The following is a 22354-nucleotide window of genomic DNA, read 5'->3' as shown; positions in this document are numbered from 1 at the left end:
GGCCAACGATCAGAGTCAGGGTATTTATGACTGCATCACCAGGCGAAGAAGAGCTGTCCTCGTGGCAGATTTTTCTGTTGTTCCTCCGGCTCGGGCTGACCTCGTTTGGCGGGCCGGCAGCGCACCTTGGGTTCTTCCATGATGAGTTCGTGAAACGTCGGCGATGGCTCTCGGACAGTGCCTACGGAGAAGTCGTGGCCCTGTGCCAGCTGTTGCCTGGTCCGGCGTCCAGCCAGGTGGGTCTGACCATCGGATTCCTGCGCGGCCATTACCGCGGTGCCTTCGCAGCATGGCTGGGATTTACCCTGCCATCGGCGCTGATCATGATCAGCTTCGCGCTGGGGTTGAGCGCGTGGCCCGAGGCCGGTAGTGGCGGTTGGATACACGGCCTCAAACTGTTTGTTGTGGCGGTGGTGGCCCAGGCTGTCTGGCAGATGGGGCAAAGCCTGTGCCCTGACCGGCCCCGAACCGCGATGGCGCTGCTGGTTGCCGTGAGTTTGCTGGTGATGGGCGAAACCTGGATGCAGATACTGGCCCTGGCCATCGCCGGAGCTGTCGGTTCTGTTATGCAGTTGAGGAGCAGTGCGGCATCCGAACTGCTGTATGTGCCTTTGCAATCCCGGAAGCCCGCGCTTTTTGCCGTGGCTTTTGCGGTCCTGTTGCTGGTTTCTTTCCTGCCACAGGCGACAGGTAGCCTCGGCTGGATCGCTACGGAAATGTACCGGGCCGGCGCGTTGGTGTTTGGTGGCGGGCATGTTGTGCTGCCCTGGTTGCAGGAAGGCTTCGTGGCCTCCGGTGCCATGGCCGCGGACACCTTTCTGGCGGGGTACGGCGTTGCTCAGGCTATGCCGGGGCCGCTGTTTTCTTTCTCTGGATTTCTGGGTTGTTCACAGGCGGGTGCTATCGGTGGTGTTGTCGCCGTTATCGCAGTTTTTCTGCCCGGAACCCTGTTGGTCTTTGCCGGTCTTCCATTGTGGAGCTGGCTTCGCGAGCACCGTCGTGCAAGGTCTGCACTGGCCGGCGTTAACGCTGGCGTGGTCGGCCTGTTGCTGGCAGCGCTTTATGATCCGGTATGGACCTCGGCAGTCCATAGTGCCATGGACCTGGGGTTGGTGCTGGTTCTCTGGTTGTGTCTGGCCGTATGGCGGGTGCCGGTCTGGCTGCTGGCGCCGCTGAGTGCGCTGGGCGGGGTGATCCTGCTGCCTTGAACAGCGTACATATAAGCCGGCTCACGCCGGCGGGTACAAGGGTTGGCAAATCCGCAGGTTTCCAGCCACAATCGGGCCGTTACAGGCAGAAAACGTGAACGCAGAGGTCATCATGACTACATCGTGCAGTATTCCGGGTCTCAACGTTCCGCGCAGCCGCTTTCCCGACCCCGAGCAGGATCTGCCAGCGGCAGAAGGTGAGCAGCGGGTTGTGCTGGCGGGCGGCTGCTTCTGGTGTGTGGAGGCGGTTTTCCTGGCAATGGATGGCGTCACCAGCGTCCAATCCGGTTACGCTGGCGGTCATGCCAGTTCCGCCAATTACGAGGCCGTATGCTCGGGTACTACCGGCCACGCCGAAGTGGTGGATGTCCACTATGATCCTGCCAAGGTCAGTTTTGGCGAGCTGCTCAAGGTATTCTTCTCGGTTGCCCATGATCCCACCCAGTTGAATCGCCAGGGTAATGACCGGGGCACCCAGTACCGCTCGGCGGTATTTTATGAAACGGCGGAACAGCGGCGAGTGGCCGAGGCCTACATCCATCAGCTCAATCAGGCCGGGGTATATCCGGATCCGATAGTAACCACTCTGGAACCGCTCGAAGCGTTTTATCCCGCCGAGGAATATCACCAGAATTTTGCGGCCCGGAACCCCTATCAGCCATACATCATGGCCGTGGCCGCGCCGAAAATGGAAAAGCTCGTAGACAGCTATCCTGACCGCCTGAAGCCGGAATTTACAGACAACGACACAGGCAGTACAGCCTGAGGAGGCAGACCATGGGAGTGTCAAAGGCAGGCTATGACCTGACGCCATTGACTGAGGCGCAGGTTGAGGAAAAGGCCGCAGATCTGACATCGGAAGAGCGACGTGTATTGCTGGACCATGGTACCGAGCACCCGTTCTGCGGGACCTTGCTGGATAACAAGAAAGCCGGAGTTTACCACTGCCGGCTCTGCGATCTGCCTCTGTTCAGTTCGGACTCGAAATTTGACTCGGGAACCGGCTGGCCTAGCTTCTTCCAGCCCTTTGACCCGGAACACATCCGGTACATCGAGGACACCAGTCTGGGCATGACCCGCACCGAAATCCGCTGTCCCAGATGTGACAGTCATCTTGGCCATGTTTTTCCCGACGGCCCGCCGCCAACCGGGCAGCGTTACTGCCTGAACTCGGTTGCCATGGTGTTTGAGGAAAACGCCTGAGAAGTGAGGGGGGCCGCCAGGCCCCCATTCTATTTACTGCCGCCTGTCACAGTGGCTACATAGTGTGCCACCGCCCGGATCTGTTCCTCAGACAGCGACTCGTTAAACGCGGGCATAATACCAACCCCGCCGGTGACGGCATTGGCCACCTGTTCCAGGGTTGGCTTGAGTTCATCCAGGTTCGGGCCGACGGCACCGGCTGAACCTGCGTCGGCGAGTGTGTGGCATATCGTGCAGGAGGGTTGTGCCTCCTGGGTGTAGACCTGCTTTCCTTTCTCCAGCTCACTGGCGACAACCAGTGAAGGTAGCCCGATCAGGGCTACCGCGAAAAATAATGCAGTTTTTCTCATGTTGTTGCTTTCCGCAAAGATCGGGGTCGACCTACTCCCGGCCGACCCGACCAGTCATCAACTGATGGCAACCGTAACTCCGTGGTCGCTCCAGCCATTGTGGCCGTAACCACGTTCATTCTCGACCCGGCCCTCAGGCTGGGTATTGCCCTCCACGTCTGTGGCCCGGCTGACAATCCGATGCTCTCCAGCGGTTAGATCGGCTGCCAGTACAAACGGCCGCCAGGCATAGGGACCCAGATCCGGGCCCAGGAAGCGAGCCTGTTTCCAGGTTTTGCCGCCATCCACGGAAACGTCGACTTTTTCCAGGGCAACGGTGCCACCAAAGGCCACACCGTAAATCATGTTTCGGCCGGCCCGACCGCTTTCCAGGGGAGCAGTCACCCAGGATTTAACATTCATTTCCCACATGGAGGGCTGATCCGGGGCGCCTTTTACACCAACATCACGGATCCGGTAACCGGAGGCCTGGATCTTGGCGTCAGTCTGGTTTTCGGTGAAGGCGACGTTCTTGACGTACTTCACGTTGTTCACGCCGTAGTAACCCGGCACCACCATGCGCAGCGGGCCACCGTGGGTATGGGTCAGAGGCTCGTCGTTCATTTCCCAGGCCAGCAGGGCGCTTTCCATGGCTCGGGTGGGAACGGAGCGCTCAACGATCACGGTTTTCGGGTCCAGACCGTCAGGCAGTGTCTCGCCGCCGGTACTGGTGATGTAGCGTGCCCCTTCGACAGGACCGCCCAGAGCCTCTACAACGTCCTTCAATGGCACCCCGGTCCACATGATGCAACCAGCGGCGCCAACAGACCACTGGGTGCCACCTGCCCCGTGAGGGAAAAACGCCCGGCCGTTACCGGAACACTGCAGTACAGACGCAACGGTGGTTACGCCCATCTGCTTCAGGTCACCGACTGTCAGGGTTCGGGGGTTTTTGACGCCCTCGATCCGCACCTCCCAGACATCCGGGTTGTCGGTCACCGAGGCCGGTGGTGCCGGCAGGTTGTTGCGTACGAACAAACGGTCACTGGCGGTGATGACGCCGTTGCCGATGGCCCCCCGTTGGGTTTCCATGGTGTTGGTGCTGTGAACGATCAGGGCGTTGCGTTCTTTCCAGGCCGCGTAATCCGGCAGTGATTTTGGCTCATCGGCCTTGGCCAGGGGCGTAAATCCCAGCACGGAAACCGCCGCCATGGCGCCGGCGCTGCCAAGCAGCAGGGTGCGCCGGGTAGGGTTCTGGAGGCCCGGGTCATTCGGGCCACGCATCAGAGCTGTTTCCTGCTTCATGATCCGTCTCCTTTTTAGGGTTGTCGTCGGACGGTGGGACTGCTCTTTCGATTCTTTGGAGTTATATCCTTATATCTTATAGATAATGATCAAAAATTAATCAATGCTTTTGTGCGTTATCCAACGGGTTTTTCAGTCGCTATAATTCGCCGCTATTGAAATTCCCGGCAAGGCCGGGAGCGAAACCGGGAAACAGAGAAGGGGCGCTGTGATGATTCGATTGAAGATGAATCCGCTAACGGAGTCGGCAACGCTTCTTCGGCGGGCGGGCGTGGTTCTTGGCAGTGTCGGACTAACCGCACTCTTCTCCCTGTTGGTGTTGCTCCGGGCGCTGTTCGGAAGGCTGAACCGACCCATCGTTGATCAATACTGTCGGGAGTGGTCGGCGTCGCTGTTACGACTGGTTCGTGCCAATCTGACGGTGCGAGGGCAGGTGCCGGATTTCGGTGATGGCCGGCGCTACATCATCATGTGCACCCATGCCAGCCACTACGACATCCCGGTCACCTTCGTGTCGTTGCCGGGCTCGATTCGAATGCTGGCGAAGAAGGAACTGTTCAGTATTCCACTGCTGGGGCAGGCCATGCGTGCAGCTGAATTCCCCTCGGTGGACCGTTCCAACCGACAACGTGCCGTGCGAGACCTGGAAAAGGCCCGTGCCATGATGGAGAGCGGAATCGTGCTCTGGGCCGCACCTGAGGGGACCCGTTCACCGGATGGCAAGCTTCTGCCCTTCAAGAAAGGCTGCTTTCATCTGGCGCTGGATACCGAGGCGGTGATTGTGCCTGTGGCCGTGCGTGGCATTCATCGGGTGTTGCCGGCCCGCACGTGGCAAATCAACCTTGGCCAACCGGTGGACGTCCGGGTGGGTGAGCCTCTGGAGACGGCCGGCAAGACCAAGGCCGACCTGGATGAGGTGATGACCGAGGTGCGCGCAAGGCTGACTGAGTTGCTGGGGGATGGTGAAGCCGGTTAGCACCGGCCTCACACAGTTACGCTAAATCAGGCGGTGCCTGCAGCCACCACCGTGGACAACAGATAACCGGTATAGGCAACGTAGACCAGTACCAGGATGCCGCCATCCACTCGGCTCACCAGTTTGCGCCAGCCAGTCAGGCCGTAGCCCATCAGGAACAGGCCCACCGTAAGTGCCAGCATCAGCGTCCAGTCCCGGTAAAGCACTTCCGGATCCACCGCCAGGGGTTCGATAGCCGCGGCAAGCCCCACCACGGCCAGAGTGTTGAAGATGCCGGATCCCAGAATGTTACCCAGGATGAGGTCGTGCTCGTTCTTCTTGACCGCCGCCAGGGCCGAGGCAAGCTCGGGAAGGGAGGTGCCGATGGCAACAATGGTCAGGCCGATAACCAGGTCGCTGACACCCAGGCTCTGTGCAATCGTGACTGCACCCCACACCAGCAGGCGGGAACTGACAATCAGCAGTACCAGGCCGATCACCAGCCAGATAACAGCGGTTTTGAGGGGCATGGGATGGGCGATGATCTCTGCATCGGCGTCACCGGCCAGGGGGTCGGCCTTGCCTCTCAGGCCCTGGTAGATGGACCAGCCCATGACTGCCGCGAAGACCGCCAGAAGCACCCAGCCATCCAGGCGCGAGAGTTGGCCGTCCAACAATTGGACCCCGGCAATCAGAGTGAGTCCGATGAGTAGCGGCAACTCTTTTCGGATGACCTGTGAGTGCACCGCGATCGGGGCGATAACCGCCGTGAGGCCGACAATCAGGGCAATGTTGGTGATGTTGGAGCCATAGCCGTTACCCAGCGCCAGGCCGGGGTTGCCGTCGGAGGCGGCCATGGCGGAGACCGCCAGTTCCGGTGCCGAGGTGCCGAAACCGATAATCACCATGCCGATCAGAAGGGTGGGCATGCCCAGATGTTTGGCGGTCGCCGCAGCGCCCTCGACAAATTTGTCGGCACTCCAGACCAGCAGTACCAGGCCGGCGATGATTGCGCCAAATGCCATTAGCATAGATAGACCTCAGTTAATGAAACGTCCGAGCATGAAAACCCCGGCATAGCCAAGGGTGTAGGCTGCCAGAAGGTGTGCAAGATACCGCATATAGGCCGCAAAGGTCAGCCCCGGGACCTTGCTCATTGCCACGATGCCGGCGGCTGAACCGATCACCAGCAGCGAGCCGCCCACGCCCACGGCGTAAGTCAGTCCCATCCATTCGCCGGGACTCATGTCGATGCCGGACTTCAGCAGTGCTGCCGTCAACGGCACGTTATCGATCACCGCCGAGAAGATACCCATCAGGTAGTTTGCGTAAAGCGGTGGCAGGACATCGTAGATGGCCACCAGCGAGTCCAGTGCATGAATCTCCTTGAGCATGCCCACCAGCAGCAGGATGCCGAGGAAGAACAGCAGGGTTTCAAACTCGATGATACGGATGTATTCGAGAATGGGGTCCAGGTCCGAGTCGTCACTCATGAATCGCGACACCAGGAACATGATGGACAGGCCGAACAGAAAGGTCAGAACCGGTGGAATTCCGAACAGGGCATTGCCGGCGATGGTGCTCAGGATTGTTAACAAAAACAGCCCGCTGATGACCGCATCGACCCGTCGCACCGGGGTAGTGTTGGAACGAAGTGTCACGGTACCTGTCAGGCCCCTTGAGAGGAAGACAGCAAGGATGAAAACCGTAATCGAGGCCGGGATCGCCAGGGTCAGCAGAGTCAGTATTTCCACCTTTTCCGCGAGGAAAATCATCAGAGTGGTAACGTCGCCGGTGATCAGGGAAACGCCGCCTGAGTTGACCGCAAAAACCACCAGCGTGACGAACTGGATGCGCTTTTTCAGCTCCAGATCCAGCGACAGAATCAGGGAGCATGAGACTAAAGTGGCGGTGATATTGTCTGCCAAAGAGGAGAAAATGAAACAAAAAAGACCGGTCAGGAAAAGTAGCCGCCTCTCGCTTACCTGTCTCGGCATGATCAGGTAAATCACGTTTTCGATCATACCCTTCTTATTCAGGTAGGCGACGAATGTCATGGCTGCGACGAGAAACAGCCACAATCCGGCGATTTCGGCAATGCTCTCGGACAGGCCGGCGGAAATGGTAGACGTTTCATCCGGGCTATCACTGAACAGGAAGAGCAGCATCCAGCTCATGGTGCCAAAGAACAGCGTTACCTTGGCTTTGTTGATGTGGATGACTTCTTCAAATATGACGCCCAACAGCGCCAGAACCGCGAGAACAATCAGAAACGCATCAAGGGCAGACATTGGGGAAATCCCGTCCTGGTTTGTCAGAGTAAAGGCCGAAGCCGGCCAGACAGATCATGCGGGCGGATTTTAGACCTTTGGCCCGAAGCAAACCACTGTTCGCAAGTGCACGTATCGGCAGGTGGAACCAGTAAAAGCCTGATAAGGGCGCAACGATTGACAATCGCAATTTATTATCCCGGCGAAAATCGGGATAATTGCGCGCACATTCAGACCGGAAGCAGACGGCGGCGCCGTTTACCTCGCGCCCGACCGGCTTTCGACAGGCCTTCTTGCTGATCGTGAGGGGGCAAAAAGGCTCAACACTAGCTAGGGTGAAAACCAATGGCCGTTAGACAGGCAGACGTAGTGCTGGTCGGTGGTGGCGTCATGAGCGCCACTCTCGGCATGATGCTCAGGCAGCTTGATCCGTCCCTGGACATCGTCATGGTGGAGCGTCTCGACCACGTTGCCCATGAGAGCACAGACGGATGGAATAACGCAGGTACCGGACACGCCGGATACTGTGAGCTTAACTACACCCCTGAAACCGACGATGGCGACGTGACCATCGATCGTGCCCTGCAGATCAACGCCCAGTTCGAGGTGTCGCTGCAGCTCTGGTCCTATCTGGTGGAGCAGGGCATCCTGCCCGAGCCATCCACCTTTATTAACCGCACGCCACACCAGAGCTTTGTCTGGGGTGAAAAGGACGTGGCCTTCCTCAAGCGCCGCTACGAGCGCCTGAGCGCCCATCATCTGTTCCGTGATATGGAATACACCGAGTCCCCGAAGGATCTCGAAGAATGGATGCCCCTGATCGTCAATAACCGGGACCCGATGCAGCGTGTTGCCGCGACCCGGATCAAGCACGGCTCGGATGTGGATTTCGGTTCTCTCACCCGCAGCATGGTGAGCTGGCTGGAGACCCAGCCGAACTTCGAGCTGATGCTCAGCTCGCCGGTGCACTACATTGACCAGCGGGACAACGGCCGCTGGAAGCTTCGCGTCAAGAACCAGAAGACCGGCGAGCTGACCAAGCTGGAGACCGGCTTCGTGTTCCTCGGGGCCGGTGGTGGTGCGTTGCCGCTGCTGCAGAAGTCCGGTATCGAGGAAGCCCGGGGCTATGGCGGCTTCCCGGTCAGTGGTCAGTGGCTGGTGTGTGGCAAGCCCGACATCGTCCAGCAGCACGATTCCAAGGTGTACGGCAAGGCGCCGATCGGCGCGCCACCCATGTCGGTGCCGCACCTGGACACGCGTATCATCAACGGCGAGCCGGCCCTGTTGTTTGGCCCCTTTGCCGGTTTCACCACCCGCTTCCTCAAGCAGGGCTCCATCTTTGACCTGATCGGCTCGGTGAAATCCACCAACCTCAAGCCGATGCTCTCGGTGAGCAAGAGCAACATGGACCTGACCCGCTACCTGATCGGGGAAGTGTTCCAGTCCCACAGTGACCGGGTGGCCTCGCTGCGCAACTTCTTCCCGGACGCCATGGAAGAAGACTGGCAGCTGCGTATGGCCGGCCAGCGGGTGCAGATCATCAAGCAGGTTGATGGCGGCGGTGGCAAGCTCGAGTTCGGCACCGAAATCGTGGCGGCCAAGGACGGGACCCTGGCAGCACTGCTTGGCGCTTCCCCCGGGGCCTCTACCGCAGCCAACGCCATGATCAATGTGATCGAGCGCTGCTTCCCGGAAAAGATCAAGACGCCGGAGTGGCAGGAGCGCATGAAAGAGCTGGTGCCGTCCTACGGCCACTCCCTGGTTGAAGACGAAGCACTGCTGACTGAAGTCCGCGCGAGGACCCTGTCGACCCTGAAACTGGGCTGATATTCCCAAACGGTCTAAGAAACCGAAAGGCACTGCGAACACTGGGTTTTATCCCGCTGATCGCGGTGCTTTTCGCGTTTTAGAAGGGGGCGAAATTTGCGATTTCACAGCTACCGCGTAGGGTTATAAGGCAACCCTTAGGAAAGGAGAGAGCCTGTGAGTGAGCAAAAGTACAATCCTGAGAAAGGGTACATTGCGCTGTTGGGCTGGAGCCTGAATGCGGTAGAAGCGGCCGACAAATTTGACCGTCGGTATGTTGTCGTGGCACCGGATTGGGCGGAAGCCTACTGCGAAGAGCACGACATCCCCTACGTGCCCTGGAATTTTGAGCGTCTGAACGACCGCTCTGTGGAGATTGCACAGACCCTCAAGGAGATGGGCGTTGACGTTGCCATCCCGTTGTTTGAGGAAACCGTGGAGTGGGCCGGTGCCATCAACTCGGTGTTGATGGACAAGCCGCGTCTGTTCGGTCAGGCCATGTTGTTGCGTGACAAAGCCCTGATGAAGCGCCGGGCCCAGCTCGGTGGCATCCGGGTGGGTATCTTCGAAGAGGCCCACGACAAGGGTGACGTTATCCGGTTCCTCAAGCGGGTAAATCAGACTCTGCTGAAACTGGATGGCGACCCCAACGACCCGATCCACCTCAAGGCGTTCGACAAGGCCGGCTGTCTTGGCCACCGGGTGATCCGCACGCCTGACGAAGTGGACACCATCCCGGAAGAAGAATTTCCGGTTCTGATGGAGTCGCACCTGGATGGCTGGGAATTTGCGGTCGAGGCCTGGATCCACAACGGCAAGATCGCCTTCCTGAATATCTCCGAGTATGTAACGCTGGGCTACTCCGTGTTCGTGCCGGCAACACCCGACCTCGAGAAATACCGGGACCAGATCCGGGGCGAAATCGAGAAGCTGATCAAGACCTTCGACATCGACTTCGGTTTCGTGCATCCGGAATACTTCGTCACCAGTGACAGTACCATGTACTTTGGCGAGGTGGCTTATCGTCCGCCGGGCTTCAAGGTGTTCGAGTTGCTGGAGAAGGCCTATGGCTTCAACGCCTATCAGGGTCTGATCCTGGCCTTCGATCCGAAAACCACCGAAGAAGAAATCAAAGCCTTTTTCCCGAAGGAAGTGGTGGATGCCAAGGGTTATGCCGGCTGCTTCGGGGTCTATCCGCGTCGCCGGGTGGTCAGCAGGCTGGAGATCCCGGAAGAGACCGAAAATCACGAGTATTTCGAGTCTCACGAGCTGACGCCGCCGCTGGAAGAAACCGTTACCAAGCGTACTGCGTTCGGTACCCACTGGGGGCTGGTGTATTTCTTCGGTGAAGATCCTTACGTCATGCGGGACCTCCTGAAACATCAGGAAGACCTCGATTTCTATGTATAATCAGGAGAAGCATTAACAACAAACGGGTTTGGTGCCAGGCCCTGAGGATTATCGTTTGAACGATCACCAACCGGGCAGCGCAACGCCAGCTGTGAATTTCGACAAGCTGGTGCAACGGCTGGATGACGCGATCCAGGCCATGGAAGAGAGCCGGCCCTTCGCAAGGGCCGGCAAGCTTCCGCGCGTACTGGATACTGCCCGACGGGTCCTGCTGCAGCCTGGTGGCTGCCAGGTTATCGAGGAGCGCGCCGAACGCCTCGAACTGGCCGGCGTGTTCGCCGGTACGGACTGGGCCGAACCCGGTATTCTTCTCCCCACACTGACAACCCATTCGCTGCAAAGCCAGAGTGCCGACACCGTGGTCATTGAGGCTTTCAGCGAACTGCGGTTGCTTGCCGTGGCCCGAGGCCACTATCTGCATCCCTCGGTATCGGCCGAACAGGCGCACCACTACCTGACTCAGGTCCTGGCCATCAACCTGGGCCTGTTGTTCGGCATGACCGGTGAAGCCGAGCGGGAGCAGGGCAAGCTCGCGCTGATCAGTCAGGCTGTGGTCCAGTACGTTGCTGATCACATCGGCTACGAGCATGTGATCGACAGTCTGATCGAAGAAATCTGGCGGATTCTTGAGCAACGCCCGATCCAGGTGACCGACGTGCGCCGCATGATCACCCAGATTGCTTTGTGCCGGGCGGATCCGCAGGCCGATCTTGGTGGTGCTGGCCGGGGTGCGGACCGGCTGATTTCCAGCCTCTACGGGCCCACCCGGGCCTGCAGCGAAGATCCCGGAACCGTGGTTTACCAGCAGCGGCTGGAAACCATGGATGCCCAGGCCCTGCAGAACGAAGCCACCGGGTTCGCACGTTCCATGCACGACACCGGATTGGTGTCGCCCTACCACGCCGCGTTCATCCGATTCATTCTTGCAGATCAGGACACCTTGCTGAGCGAGGCGCTGGGTCTGTCCAGTACCGGCCGAGATTGCCTGATGTGTTACCGGGAGCTAGTTCACACCCTGATTAACGAAGGCATCTATCCGGAAACGGCCCAGGGCATTTATGGCCTGGCGCTGCTGCTGGAGCGGGGCATTCTCTATCAACCTCCGGTAGCGCCTGGTCTTTGGCGTCAGGCACGGCTGTCTCTGTGTCCTCATGCCCGGGAGCGACTTGAACTGGCCTATGGCTATCAGCCGCAACCGAATGCCTGGCTGATTCAGGGCGTACTGAATATGTTGGGCCAACCGTTGGGCGTAGGGCAGGGCAACAACCCGACCTGTCAGTCGGCTCGTGCTCTGTCGATGTGGGCCTACAACGATCCGGACTATCTCTTGCAGATGGTGGCCTGGGCTGCCCGGGATAATGAAATAGTCATTCATTTTGAAGGCCAGCCCGTGTCCTCGGCGCAAAGTGCCGGCGGTGTCGCTTCTGAGGTTACCCTGGACCTGGACCCTGTCTCTCTGGTGGTGGTGCCACACCTGGATCGCATTTATGTGGAGATGGGCCGATTGTGTGTCGGGCGCGAGGGTGATCCCCATAAATGGGTAAACCCGGAATTTCACGGCTGGTCCGCCGGGCGTGGGTTTGCCATCAACGTCGATGTGGCTACTGGCAAACTGCACGATCTGGAAGGCTTTATCCGCCATTTCTACGCCAGCTATCACCCCTACTACAACGGCAATCAGCCACTGATTCACCCGCAGCCTGCGGGCATCGCCGTTACCGACAGTGCCGCGAGGTTTATCGGCTGGCACGCCATTACCATTCTCCGGGCCGCGCTGGACCCGGATGGCGAGATGCGGATTTACTTTTTCAATCCCAACAACGACAGTGGCCAGAACTGGGGCGACGGCGTCAAGGTAAGTACCTCCGGCAACGGCGAGCGTTTTGGCGAGTCGTCGCTGCCTTTCGAGCAGTTCACATCGCGGCTGTATATCTTCCATTATGATCCCCTGGAGCGGGGCGAGCCTGCGGAAGTGAACGAAGACGCCCTCCGGCGCGTAACAGAGGGTGTGTATCGCAGCTGGGGTCAGGATCGCGTACCGGCAGAGGCCCTTCAGGCGGAGCCGCCAAGAACCGATTGATCCCGATACCTGTCGATCACCCGGAATCCACCGATCAAGAGGAAGGCCATGGCCAACGAACACTCGCCGGCCCGTAACGGAGCCGAGTTGTTTATCCGGGCGCTGGAAAATGAAGGCGTTGAATACATTTTCGCGGTGCCCGGTGAGGAGAATCTCGCCTTCCTTGAGGCCCTGAGAACCTCCAGTATCAAGCTGGTGCTCAATCGTCATGAACAGGCCGCCGGCTTCATGGCCGCCACCTATGGACGCCTGACGGGCCGGGTAGGTGTCTGCTTGTCCACACTCGGGCCTGGTGCCACCAACTTCGTCACCGCAGCTGCTTATGCCCAGCTTGGCGGTATGCCCATGATGATGATTTCGGGCCAGAAGCCCATCAAATCCTCCAAGCAGGGGCTGTTCCAGATTCTGGATGTGGTGGACCTGATGCGTCCGCTCACCAAGTACACCCGGCAGATCACCAATGCCAACACCATTCCCGCCAAGGTGCGGGAAGCTTTTCGTCTTGCTTCGGAAGAACGTCCCGGTGCGGTACACCTGGAGTTGCCGGAAGACATCGCAGATGAAGTCCCTGAATCCGACACCCATATCTTCAAGCCCAGTGATGCCCGCCGCCCCTCAGCCAGCCCGAAAAGTCTGGAGATGGCCTGCGAAATGCTGCGCGAGGCCCGGCACCCGCTTATCATGATCGGCGCCGGCGCCAACCGGAAACGGGTCTCACAGGCGCTGCTGCATCTGGTGAACGTCACCGGCATCCCTTTCTTCACCACCCAGATGGGCAAGGGCGTGGTGGATGAACGGCACCCCCGTTACCTGGGTAACGCGGCCCTCTCGGCCGGCGACTTTGTGCACTGCGCAATCGACCGCGCCGATCTGGTGATCAACGTCGGGCACGATGTCGTGGAAAAACCGCCCTTCTTCATGACCCCTGGCGGCAAGAAGGTCATCCATGTGAACTTCAGTGCTGCCGATGTCGACCCGGTTTATTTCCCCCAGCACGAAGTGGTGGGAGATATCGCCAACAGCGTGGAATACATGGCCGAAAACTGTGGCCAATGCGCCAACCACGACTTCACTCGCCTGATGGAAGTGAAGGAAGCGGTGGACGCCCACCTGCAGGAACGGGCCGAGGACGACCGCTTCCCGGTGATTCCCCAGCGCATTGTCCACGATGTCCGGCAGGTAATGCCCGAGGACGGGATCATCACGCTGGATAACGGCATGTACAAACTCTGGTTTGCCCGCAATTACCCGGCCTACGACAACAACACCGTGCTGCTCGACAACGCTCTGGCTTCCATGGGGGCTGGCCTGCCAAGCGGGATGATGGCCTCCATGCTGTATCCGAATCTGAAAGTGATGGCGGTGTGTGGCGACGGCGGGTTCATGATGAACAGCCAGGAGCTGGAAACGGCGGTACGCCTGAACCTCAACCTGGTGGTGTTGATTATCAACGACAGCGCCTACGGCATGATCAAGTGGAAGCAGGGGCAGGAGGGGTATACCGATTTCGGGCTGGACTATCGCAATCCGGATTTCGTCACCTATGCCGAGTCCTATGGTGCTAAAGGCCATCGCATAACCCGCACGCAGGATTTGCAGCCAACCCTGGAAAAGGCCCTGGCAGAAGGCGGTGTCCATCTGGTGGAGGTGCCTGTGGATTACAGTGAAAACCGCCGGGTGTTTGATGAGGAACTGGCGGAACTGACCTGCAGGTTGTAAGGGGTGTATCATGCTCTGCGGATGTTGAACCCGAGGTAACGCAGCAATGATCCGTCTCCTTATTCGTGGCCTGATTGCCGCTTTTGCACTTACTATTCTCGCCGGTTGCAGTAGACCTGAGACGCCCCAGGAAGTGGCGGCGGCGTTCTGGCAGGCCATGGCCGAGAATGACGCTGGCGACGTAATGGAATACTCCACCCTGTCGGACACTGCTGCGTTTGACGGTTATAAGCGGAGCTGGACCGATGCCGTGCCCTCGTTCGGGCGGGTCATCATCGAAGATCGGGAAGCCACCATCGTAACCCGCCTGCCCGCCGAGGCGGGTACTGAGGGCGAACGGCTGGAGTTGGTGACCTACCTCGTGCGCCTCCAGGAGCAATGGCTGGTGGATTACGATCGCACCGGAGAGGCCATCCTCAATCCCTCACCGTTCAACAGCATCATGGGTGAGCTCAGCCGGCTTGGCGAGGAGCTCAGTGCCCGTTTCTCCTCATCTTCTGATGAGTTTGAGCAGCAAATGGAGCAGTTGGCTCGCGACCTGGAAGCCTATTCTGACGAAATGGGCCGGCAGGCAGAAAGCGCCATGGATGAATTCGGTCAGAAACTGCAGGAAGCCATGCGGGAACTTGAGCGGTCGGTGGAGGAAGCCCTGAAAGACAGCGAGCCGACACCGGAGGATGACCGGATGATCCTGGAGCAGGCTGCCCGGGACCTGGATCGCCAGGCCGATGAATTGGGCGACCCGACCATAGAATCCCTCGCCAACGCCAGTCGCACCGTGGCGGAAACCGGCGAACGCTTCACCCGCCTGAGTGAGGATACCCAGGAACGTTATCAGGATGAGTGGCAGAGAAAGTTGGCTGAGATGCGCGCCGATGCTGAGGAATTCATCCAGCAGCTCAGGCCCTAGCGGGCCTGTTCGGCGCCTCTGAGCATGGCCTGAAGCAGCTCTTCCGCATCGAACTTCGTCAGGGCTTCGTTGGCACCAACCTGATTGGCGTAGCTCAGGCTCATTTCGCTGTTCAATGATGTATGCAGAATGATGTAGGGCTGCTTCAGTGCTGAATTGTCCCGCACATTGAACGCCAGCTCGTACCCGTCCAGCCCTGGCATCTCGATATCGCTGACCAGAATATCCGTGGGCCGGCCCAGTTCGTGATCGCGCAGCAGGATCTGCAGGGCGTCATCGCCATTGGACGTTACCTGGTAGGGAATGTCCTTGCTGTCCAGCACATCTGAGAGCTGTTTCCGGGCCACCTGGGAATCGTCCACCATGAGTATGTTCAGCGCTTTGAGGGTCTCACTCTGCACATCTGTGAGAACCACCTCCTGGGTATCCAGGGATTCCGGGTAAACCTTGGCCAGCAGCAATTCCACGTCCAGCAGCTGGATGATATCGCCATCCACGTCCAGCAGGCCGGTGATAAAGGCCTTGTTGCCCAGGGCTTTGGGCGGCGGCATCACTTGCTTCCAGTCGGTTTCGATAATCTGCTGAACGCTGCGCACCAGAAAGCCAATTTCCTGGCGCTGGATGTCCGTGATAATAATCGAGGCCTTTTCCTGTTCCTCCCTGCCGAGCGGTGGGTAGCCCACGGCCGCAGCCATATCAATCACCGGAACGGCGGATCCCCGGAAGGTGGCCGTACCGATGACCGCATGATGGCTATGGGGCAGTTTGGTCAGCCGCATGAAGGGCAGGATTTCCCGGATCTTCAGGGTACCGATCCCGAACAGACGTTCGCCGGAAAGCCGGAATAGCAGAAGTTTCTGGGTCTGCTTCGCTTTGCTGGACATAAAACCGGATCCTTTCAACTGCAAAAGCCCCTGAGGCAGGAGCTTTTCAAGAAATGGGTTCAGCAGGCTGAATAACGGGCATTTTGAAGCCCGCAAGCCAAGGGTATGTAGCAATAGTAGCAGCTTTACCGTAAATCGGGATTCAGAAGGATTGTTTCAAATGGTGACAGACCCTCTCATTGCAGGAGTGTCACCAGGGAAGGTTGTTCCAAACGAACCAGGCAGTGCCACCGGTCGCCAGGATCGCCACCAGGGCGAGCAGGCCATCCCGCGCCACAATAGCCAGGCCAAAGGCCATCAGGGCAATGCCGGCACCGTTGGCGCTAAATGGAATTACCTCCATCAGTGGCATGGCAGCGGCAACGGCCATACAAATGATGGCGATAACGTACTGGCCCGGCCCTCGAACCAGCCAGAGCAGCCGCTGTTTCGTCCAGCGATCCATAAAGCGGGCTGGCCTGGCCATCCAGTCCAGGCCCCTGGCAAGCTTTTCTCTTTCAATGTTCCGGCGGGCCAGCTTCGACGGAATCCAGATTGAATGTCGCTGGAACACCAGTTGTCCCAGCGTGAGCAGCACCATCAGCCCTAGCAGGGTGGGTACCCCGGGGATGTCACCGATCAGCGGCGCCAGGGTGATCACGCCAGCAATCAGAACCAGCGGGCCGAATGAGCGCTCACCGACGGCTTCCAGTATATCGGCCACAGACACCTGAACCTGTCCGGCGGTATTCGAGCGGAGGCGTTCCAGAAGCTCTGTGAGGCTGGCTGGGTCGTCTGGCTGGTTCATGGGGTTGGTGAGGGCTCCGTTACCGTGTGCTCCAGACACTACCCTGATTTGATGCTGATTGCATGACCACAGGATGACGGAAGCGTTAGTCCTGGACCAGTCTTGTCGACGGTTTTGAGAGAGGGCCTCATTGGTCTATAGTGAAGCTGACTTTCTTTGTTGGCGGCACCAAAGATGTATCAAGGCAAGAGTAACGGAGTTCCGTTCTCACGGTTTTTGCCCTCGCCCTCGTTCGGACCGTTCATGCGTCAATTTGCTTTGGTCCTGGTGTCTGTTCTCGGTTTTTCAGCCTCAAGCTATGCCGACTGCGACATTTCCTTGCGCTGGGATGATGATCCTCCCTATTTCATGGTCCAGGAGGGTGAGGTGGTTGGCATTGATGTCGATCTGGTTCGTGAAGCCATGGAGCGGCTTGGGTGCGGTCTTTCACTGAAAAAACTGCCATGGGCGAGGGCGCTTCTGGAACTGCGTGACGGGCGTGTGGATATGCTCTCCGGTGCCTATCGGACGCCAGAAAGAGAGCAATATGCCTATTACTCCAACGTGGTGGGCCTGGTATCCCCCAATATCCTGTTTATCCGGCGGTCGGATGAGGCCAGGTTCGACCCGGTCGGATTGAGAGAATTGCTGAAATCGGACTTCCGGCTCGGCGCCCAGATCAACGTGTCCTACAGCGACGAATACAATGCCCTTATCCAGAATCCGGACTACGAAAAAAACATACAGTATGTTTCCCGCCGGGAGTCGCTCTGGAAAATGCTGGCCCGCAATAGGGTGGATGGTGTGGTCGCCAGCAGGCTAACGGGCCTGTACGAAATTCAGGCGTTGGGACTCTCGGGCATTATTACGCCCAGCTCGATGGTCGTGTCCAATAAACCCGCGTTCTTCGTTTCCTCCAAAGCATCGGTCAGTTCCGAGTTTGTGGCGGATTTTGATCGTGTGCTGCAGGCAATGCTGAACGACGGGACCTATGCGGCCATTGTGAATCGGTATATTTGCGGTACCGGCGATTCTTGGCTGGCTGAGGTGCAGATGGGTTCGGGCACATGCCCCTTGGCGTTTCGTTGATGTTCGGCCAGGTTTTGGAGGGCGTATAACGAGAAAAGCCCCTGAAATCAGGGGCTTTCTCTTGGTTGTTTGGTGGAGACGGCGGGAATTGAACCCGCGTCCGCCAGTACTCAGCCTTGAGGTCTACATGTTTAGCGTCTCTCTATTGATTTAAGTTCAAGCGACCCGAGAGCCAGGGTGCAAGAACCGAGTTCTTTAAATCTTAGCCGTTAACCAGTGAACTCTGGGTAACGGAGCATCCCGTAAGCGATGACGTCCTGAGATGTTGCTTCCGGGCTACGGGCGACCCGGTCAGGACGACTAGCAGCTTACGCTGCTAGTGCGTAGTTTTCGTCGTTTGCGACTATTGCGTTGCAGCTTTGGATTAACGAGATTGGCTGCCATCTCGACATGCACTCAAGGGTTCGCCACCGGCGTCGAAGCCATGTCGTCCCCTTATGTTCAGTATATGTGTCCGGTTTGCCGGACTTCAAGGTTTGTTTGTTGCAGTTTTGTGCTCTCAGGGCTGTAGATGTACCTACAGTCCTAGCTTGCCTTGCGTTCAATGGCATCGTGTCGGCCAGCCAGGGCGGCGTGGCTCAGGGCCTCGAAGCTTTCCCGGAAGTAGCTCATCACGGCATCGGGGTCGGCATGAATGGCTTTGTCCACGGTAATGCCGAACTGCACGGTGCCTGCATAACTGAGAATACTCATGCCGATACCAATACTGCCGCTCTGCGGCACCCAGAACATGGGCTGGGTCACCTTGCTGCCTGCCAGGTACAGAGGCTCTCTGGGGCCGGGCACGTTGGTCAGCACGGCGGACGCCTTGTTGCTGAGCAGATCCAGTGCCCGCCGCTCAATAACATCGGGGCCTCGCCCGAAAATATCAAGCAGGCTGTAGGTAACCTGTGCCTGATAGGAACGCTTGAGCCGGTTCATGTTCTCCTGCACCTGGCGGAAGCACATGAGTGGGTCCCGTATTTCCACCGGCAGCGTGACCAGTACCAGGCCAAACCTGTTGCCGAGGGTTTCTATGGGTTGATCCAGAGGCCTCAGGTTGAAGGGCACGGCCACGCGGATTCCGCATTCGGGGATGGTTTCCCTGTGGGCCTTGAAATGTCGCTGAAGAGCCAAGGTGACGGTGCAGAGCAGGGCATCGTTGATGGTGCCGCCCAGGGCCTTGGCGCAGGCTTTCACTTCGGCAAGATCGAGAGGTTCTGCCCAGGCGACCTGCTTGCGTCCGGATAATCGTTCCTTCAAACCGGTTTTGGGCTCTACCGGAGCCAGGCCGAGTTTGAGAAGGTCCAGAGCCACGCCACTGGCGGTCGTCGCCAGTTTCAGCGGGTAGTTGGGCTCTTCCCGAACGGACTGGATAAACAGTTTTGCCTGATTGGTGGCGGCTTCCGCGCTGTCTACAGCACGGTGCAGAAAGTTCTGGACGGTCAATCTCTGGCGGTGTTTCGAGCGACGCTTGCGAGCCACTTTCCCCAGCCTGGGTTCCGGCGTTTTGTCGGTGAGTGACAGCATCACCCGCACCAGCGAAATGCCATCGGCAATGCAATGGTGGATACGGATCAGAAGGGCGCCACCGTCGCCGTAATTGTCAATGTAGTGCATTTGCCAGAGCGGTTGCCGGAAGTCCAGCGAGGTGCTGTTCATGTCACTGACCAGCTTCTGGAGTTCGGCTTTGTCGGCCTTGCCTGGCAGGGCGATGCGGTGCAGGTGGTTGTCCAGATCAAACAGCGGGTCGTCCTGCCAGTAGGCCCGGTCGCCCGTATCTATCACCCGCTGCCTGAACCGGTCGAAGCAGAGAAATCGCTCCTCCAGCGTATGCCGGAAGCGGCTCATTGAAAGCGGGCGCTCCAGAGTCCACACCCCACAGATCATCATGGGGTTCTGGGGTGAGTCCATGCGCAGCCACGCGCGGTCCACGGCAGACATTGGTATCTGTTTGGGTGACATAAGCGGCTCCCTTTGCCCTGCACCAGAGTTCCCGAGTATAGGCCTGTAGGAATTCTGAACAAAGAGAGTGAGTATGCGACATACCCGCCAACGCCGGCCATGACCGGCGTCAGGTATTTGCTAATTCGTGGGGGATGGAATCAAACGTTGGCTTCGCGCAGGATACGCTGCTTCTGGCGGTTCCAGTCGCGCTCTTTCTCGGTGGCGCGCTTATCGAACAGCTTCTTGCCTTTCACCAGGGCAATTTCGCACTTCACCTTGTTGTTTTTCCAGTACAACGCCAGCGGAATGCAGGTGTAACCGGCCTGGTTCACCTTGCCGACGATCTTGGCAATTTCCTTGGCGTGCAGCAGGAGTTTGCGGGTACGCGTCGGGTCCGCGATTACGTGGGTGGATGCTGCGATCAGCGGGGTAATGTGGGAGCCAAGCAGCCAGGCTTCGCCGTCCTTGAGCAGCACATAGGCGTCCACCAGTTGGGCCTTGCCCGCGCGGAGGGATTTCACTTCCCAGCCCAGGAGGGCGAGGCCTGCTTCAAAGCGTTCCTCGATGTGATACTCGTGCTTCGCCTTCTTGTTCAGCGCAATCGTGTTGCTCGGCGTTCCGGGTTTTTTCTTGCTCATGAATCAATGAATCCGGGGTCGGACGAATGAACGGGCCGGCCTTGCTGCAGCCGGCAAAGGGCGCATTGTAGCCCAACACTGCCAGACCGGTCACGAATTCAGCGTTGTGGCGGTTTCTGGCTCGTGCGCGATGGGATCCTTCAGCTACAATACTGGCCCAGACCTTCTCCCCGACCTGTTCAGTGGCCTCAGGGAAGCGAATGCCTACGCCGTATCAGACACATATCGGGTCCTTTACCCGAAAATCAACCTTCTTCTGGGCCGCGGTGGGCGCTACCGTGGGGCTTGCCAATCTGTGGCAGTTCCCCTACCTGGCCAGCCTGCATGGTGGCGGCCTGTTCATCCTGCTTTACCTTGCCTGTCTGCTGCTGGTTACCTTGCCGCTGATGGTGACCGAGGCTGCCATTGGCCGCTATGCCCGTCACGGCATTGTCCTCGCCATGGACGGGCTGATCCGCAGTGCCAAGCAGTCCCGAGCCTGGATGGCGGTGGGCCGGCTCAGCATACTGGCGGCGTTCCTGGTGCTTTCGTTCACCGCTGTGTTCGGCGCCATTGCCTTGGCTTACGTGTTTTTCGGGGCGCTCGGCCGATTTTCCGGTGCCGGCGAGCCGGAGGCAACCGGCATTCTGGCCGGCCTGGTGTCCGACCCCAAGGCATACCGGGTTTTCATGGGTTGGCATGTCTTTTTTCTGTTGCTGGTGTTGTGGGTCTCGGCCCAGGGGGTGGTGAAAGGGTTGGAGCGGGCCCTGCGAGTGGTGGTGCCGGGCGCCCTGATGCTGATGCTTGTGCTCTTTTCCCTGGCAGCCTGGCACGGGCGGGTCGACGGCGCCATTGATTACATCCTGGCAATGCATCCTGAGGATCTGTCCTGGGAGAGCCTCAAGGCGGCGCTGTTCCACGCCTTTTTCACCCTCGGTCTCGGCATGGGCGTCTGGGCCATACTGGGTTCCTACACCACCTCCCACACCCGTCTGAAGCGCTCGATTCTGGCGGTGGTGCTGATGGATACCCTGGTGGCCATCCTGGCAGGCCTGATGATCTTCGCGATTGCGACCGACGGCAACAGCTTTGACGGTGAGCGAGGCTTCAGCCTGTTGTTCGTCTCCATGCCGGTCACTCTGGCCCATTTGCCGGCAAGCCAGTTCGTGATTGCGGCCGTATTTTTGCTGGTAGTGCTGATTGTCTGGACCACATCCCTGAATCTGCTTGAGCCGATTGTTGGCTGGTTCCGGGAGTGGACCGGCGCGCCGAGAAAACTGTCGGTGTTGCTCATTGGCCTGGCAGTGTGGCTGGCGGGGCTTGCCTCTCTGCTCTCATTCAATGTCTGGGCCGAACAGCGCGTTGGCGGCGCTACCCTGTTCCGCTGGCTGGAATTGGTCACCGGTGGTTTGCTGATTCCCCTTGTAGCCATCCTGGTAGCGCTGTTTACAGGCTGGTGCCTGACCAGGCATCTTTCCGGTACCATGCTGGGCGCTGCACCGAAGCTGTTTACCGGCATCTGGTTCTGGGTGATGCGCCTTGTACTGCCTCTGGTCGTCGCCTGGATAGGGGTGCAGTACACGGCCTTTTCACTGGCCAATCTTTGCAGCAATGGCAATGCGGCGGCCTGGTGCGAACGGCCCGCAAGCTTGCTCTCAGAGGTTGAGGAGGCGCCATCGACCGATCGTTCGCCTGCTGGCACATCAGCAGAATCCGATGAGCAGGCGGAAGGAGACAGGGCGACGCCTGCGGCCGACCAGAAGTCGTCCGAAAAGGACGAAGGCGGTGGTAAGCCAGGCGAAAAAGCCCCAAAACAGGACGATATCCTTTATCATAGCGTGTGATTAAGGCTGTCTTCCTTTCCAGAAGTCTGCAAC

The 22354-nt window shown here is 58.7% G+C and carries 19 protein-coding genes and 1 other RNA gene; 11 read left to right on the top strand and 9 right to left on the bottom strand.

Translation table 11 applies throughout. From position 1 onward, the window contains the following. Nucleotides 1–26 precede the first annotated feature (26 nt). The 3 genes from chrA (at nucleotide 27) to msrB (ending at nucleotide 2411) form a co-directional block, all read left to right on the top strand. Nucleotides 27–1208 carry a chromate efflux transporter gene (gene chrA, locus GJU83_RS06485; protein WP_069181942.1) on the top strand — a complete coding sequence of 394 codons (1182 nt, stop codon included), beginning with the start codon at nucleotides 27–29 and terminating at the stop codon, nucleotides 1206–1208. Nucleotides 1209–1320: 112 nt separating this feature from the next. Further along, nucleotides 1321–1974: a peptide-methionine (S)-S-oxide reductase MsrA gene (gene msrA / locus GJU83_RS06480; protein ID WP_069182784.1), complete on the top strand. Its 654-nt coding sequence runs from the start codon at nucleotides 1321–1323 to the stop codon at nucleotides 1972–1974. Between the two features lie 11 nt (nucleotides 1975–1985). Further along, the gene (msrB, locus tag GJU83_RS06475) at nucleotides 1986–2411 is read left to right on the top strand and encodes a peptide-methionine (R)-S-oxide reductase MsrB (protein WP_069181941.1); all 426 of its coding nucleotides are present in this window, start codon (nucleotides 1986–1988) and stop codon (nucleotides 2409–2411) included. 29 nt (nucleotides 2412–2440) lie between these two features. Here the strand turns inward: msrB and sorU are convergent, their stop codons facing one another. Together sorU and sorT are read right to left on the bottom strand one after the other, a co-directional pair. Further along, nucleotides 2441–2761, bottom strand: a complete 321-nt coding sequence (gene sorU, locus GJU83_RS06470) for a SorU family sulfite dehydrogenase c-type cytochrome subunit (protein WP_069181940.1) — start codon at nucleotides 2759–2761, stop codon at nucleotides 2441–2443. Between the two features lie 57 nt (nucleotides 2762–2818). Further along, nucleotides 2819–4045, bottom strand: coding sequence for a SorT family sulfite dehydrogenase catalytic subunit (gene sorT / locus GJU83_RS06465; protein WP_069181939.1), 1227 nt, complete (start codon nucleotides 4043–4045; stop codon nucleotides 2819–2821). 211 nt (nucleotides 4046–4256) lie between these two features. Here sorT and GJU83_RS06460 point away from each other — a divergent pair, with 211 nt between their 5' ends. Continuing rightward, entirely contained in the window at nucleotides 4257–5021 is a 765-nt protein-coding gene (locus GJU83_RS06460) for a lysophospholipid acyltransferase family protein (RefSeq protein ID WP_069181938.1), read from the top strand. A gap of 26 nt (nucleotides 5022–5047) precedes the next feature. Here GJU83_RS06460 and GJU83_RS06455 read toward each other — a convergent pair whose 3' ends face one another. Next, on the bottom strand, nucleotides 5048–6031 hold the full coding sequence (locus tag GJU83_RS06455; protein WP_174805015.1) for a calcium/sodium antiporter: 984 nt from the start codon (nucleotides 6029–6031) through the stop codon (nucleotides 5048–5050). Between the two features lie 9 nt (nucleotides 6032–6040). Continuing rightward, nucleotides 6041–7291: a sodium:proton antiporter NhaD gene (gene nhaD, locus GJU83_RS06450; RefSeq protein ID WP_153633943.1), complete on the bottom strand. Its 1251-nt coding sequence runs from the start codon at nucleotides 7289–7291 to the stop codon at nucleotides 6041–6043. A 324-nt stretch (nucleotides 7292–7615) separates the two neighbouring features. Here nhaD and mqo point away from each other — a divergent pair, with 324 nt between their 5' ends. From mqo to GJU83_RS06425, 5 genes are all read left to right on the top strand, one after another. Further along, entirely contained in the window at nucleotides 7616–9097 is a 1482-nt protein-coding gene (gene mqo / locus GJU83_RS06445) for a malate dehydrogenase (quinone) (RefSeq protein WP_069181936.1), read from the top strand. A gap of 156 nt (nucleotides 9098–9253) precedes the next feature. Continuing rightward, nucleotides 9254–10486: an ATP-grasp domain-containing protein gene (locus GJU83_RS06440; RefSeq protein WP_069181935.1), complete on the top strand. Its 1233-nt coding sequence runs from the start codon at nucleotides 9254–9256 to the stop codon at nucleotides 10484–10486. A gap of 55 nt (nucleotides 10487–10541) precedes the next feature. Then, nucleotides 10542–12566, top strand: coding sequence for a hypothetical protein (locus GJU83_RS06435; RefSeq protein ID WP_069182782.1), 2025 nt, complete (start codon nucleotides 10542–10544; stop codon nucleotides 12564–12566). Between the two features lie 48 nt (nucleotides 12567–12614). After that, nucleotides 12615–14285, top strand: a complete 1671-nt coding sequence (locus tag GJU83_RS06430) for an acetolactate synthase large subunit (RefSeq protein ID WP_069181934.1) — start codon at nucleotides 12615–12617, stop codon at nucleotides 14283–14285. Between the two features lie 46 nt (nucleotides 14286–14331). Continuing rightward, entirely contained in the window at nucleotides 14332–15195 is an 864-nt protein-coding gene (locus GJU83_RS06425; RefSeq protein ID WP_069181933.1) for a hypothetical protein, read from the top strand. On the opposite strand, the gene GJU83_RS06420 is transcribed toward GJU83_RS06425, so the two are convergent. Next, nucleotides 15192–16079, bottom strand: a complete 888-nt coding sequence (locus tag GJU83_RS06420) for a chemotaxis protein (protein ID WP_069181932.1) — start codon at nucleotides 16077–16079, stop codon at nucleotides 15192–15194. The two genes, GJU83_RS06425 and GJU83_RS06420, sit on opposite strands and share 4 nt — an antisense overlap. Nucleotides 16080–16269: 190 nt before the next feature. Beyond that, nucleotides 16270–16866, bottom strand: a complete 597-nt coding sequence (locus tag GJU83_RS06415) for an exopolysaccharide biosynthesis protein (RefSeq protein ID WP_069181931.1) — start codon at nucleotides 16864–16866, stop codon at nucleotides 16270–16272. A 243-nt stretch (nucleotides 16867–17109) separates the two neighbouring features. Between GJU83_RS06415 and GJU83_RS06410 the strand changes: the two genes are divergently transcribed. Then, nucleotides 17110–17934, top strand: coding sequence for a substrate-binding periplasmic protein (locus GJU83_RS06410; RefSeq protein WP_069181930.1), 825 nt, complete (start codon nucleotides 17110–17112; stop codon nucleotides 17932–17934). Between the two features lie 70 nt (nucleotides 17935–18004). Here GJU83_RS06410 and ssrA read toward each other — a convergent pair. From ssrA to smpB, 3 genes are all read right to left on the bottom strand, one after another. Continuing rightward, nucleotides 18005–18369: a transfer-messenger RNA gene (gene ssrA / locus GJU83_RS06405) on the bottom strand. Nucleotides 18370–18459: 90 nt separating this feature from the next. Beyond that, nucleotides 18460–19878: a WS/DGAT/MGAT family O-acyltransferase gene (locus GJU83_RS06400; protein WP_069181929.1), complete on the bottom strand. Its 1419-nt coding sequence runs from the start codon at nucleotides 19876–19878 to the stop codon at nucleotides 18460–18462. A gap of 140 nt (nucleotides 19879–20018) precedes the next feature. Then, complete coding sequence (smpB, locus tag GJU83_RS06395) at nucleotides 20019–20498, bottom strand: SsrA-binding protein SmpB (protein WP_064229984.1); 480 nt, start codon at nucleotides 20496–20498, stop codon at nucleotides 20019–20021. Nucleotides 20499–20698: 200 nt separating this feature from the next. Between smpB and GJU83_RS06390 the strand changes: the two genes are divergently transcribed. Next, nucleotides 20699–22321: a sodium-dependent transporter gene (locus GJU83_RS06390; protein ID WP_069181928.1), complete on the top strand. Its 1623-nt coding sequence runs from the start codon at nucleotides 20699–20701 to the stop codon at nucleotides 22319–22321. The last annotated feature ends 33 nt before the right edge of the window (nucleotides 22322–22354 follow it).

Origin of the sequence: Marinobacter salsuginis (assembly GCF_009617755.1) — a bacterium.
Classification (GTDB): Bacteria; Pseudomonadota; Gammaproteobacteria; order Pseudomonadales; family Oleiphilaceae; genus Marinobacter; species Marinobacter salsuginis.
Note: the sequence above shows the minus strand (reverse complement) of the source record. Positions and strands in the feature narration are given on the sequence as shown.

Excerpts from the sequence above, each read along its gene's own strand:
- GJU83_RS06420 (WP_069181932.1), bottom strand. The coding sequence starts at position 16,079 with ATGTCCAGCAAAGCGAAGCAGACCCAGAAACTTCTGCTATTCCGGCTT.
- GJU83_RS06460 (WP_069181938.1), top strand. The coding sequence starts at position 4,257 with ATGATTCGATTGAAGATGAATCCGCTAACGGAGTCGGCAACGCTTCTT.
- GJU83_RS06425 (WP_069181933.1), top strand. The coding sequence starts at position 14,332 with ATGATCCGTCTCCTTATTCGTGGCCTGATTGCCGCTTTTGCACTTACT.
- GJU83_RS06415 (WP_069181931.1), bottom strand. The coding sequence starts at position 16,866 with ATGAACCAGCCAGACGACCCAGCCAGCCTCACAGAGCTTCTGGAACGC.
- sorU (WP_069181940.1), bottom strand. The coding sequence starts at position 2,761 with ATGAGAAAAACTGCATTATTTTTCGCGGTAGCCCTGATCGGGCTACCT.
- sorT (WP_069181939.1), bottom strand. The coding sequence starts at position 4,045 with ATGAAGCAGGAAACAGCTCTGATGCGTGGCCCGAATGACCCGGGCCTC.
- msrA (WP_069182784.1), top strand. The coding sequence starts at position 1,321 with ATGACTACATCGTGCAGTATTCCGGGTCTCAACGTTCCGCGCAGCCGC.
- msrB (WP_069181941.1), top strand. The coding sequence starts at position 1,986 with ATGGGAGTGTCAAAGGCAGGCTATGACCTGACGCCATTGACTGAGGCG.
- GJU83_RS06400 (WP_069181929.1), bottom strand. The coding sequence starts at position 19,878 with ATGTCACCCAAACAGATACCAATGTCTGCCGTGGACCGCGCGTGGCTG.
- GJU83_RS06455 (WP_174805015.1), bottom strand. The coding sequence starts at position 6,031 with ATGCTAATGGCATTTGGCGCAATCATCGCCGGCCTGGTACTGCTGGTC.
- GJU83_RS06430 (WP_069181934.1), top strand. The coding sequence starts at position 12,615 with ATGGCCAACGAACACTCGCCGGCCCGTAACGGAGCCGAGTTGTTTATC.
- mqo (WP_069181936.1), top strand. The coding sequence starts at position 7,616 with ATGGCCGTTAGACAGGCAGACGTAGTGCTGGTCGGTGGTGGCGTCATG.
- GJU83_RS06410 (WP_069181930.1), top strand. The coding sequence starts at position 17,110 with ATGCGTCAATTTGCTTTGGTCCTGGTGTCTGTTCTCGGTTTTTCAGCC.
- nhaD (WP_153633943.1), bottom strand. The coding sequence starts at position 7,291 with ATGTCTGCCCTTGATGCGTTTCTGATTGTTCTCGCGGTTCTGGCGCTG.
- chrA (WP_069181942.1), top strand. The coding sequence starts at position 27 with ATGACTGCATCACCAGGCGAAGAAGAGCTGTCCTCGTGGCAGATTTTT.
- smpB (WP_064229984.1), bottom strand. The coding sequence starts at position 20,498 with ATGAGCAAGAAAAAACCCGGAACGCCGAGCAACACGATTGCGCTGAAC.
- GJU83_RS06390 (WP_069181928.1), top strand. The coding sequence starts at position 20,699 with ATGCCTACGCCGTATCAGACACATATCGGGTCCTTTACCCGAAAATCA.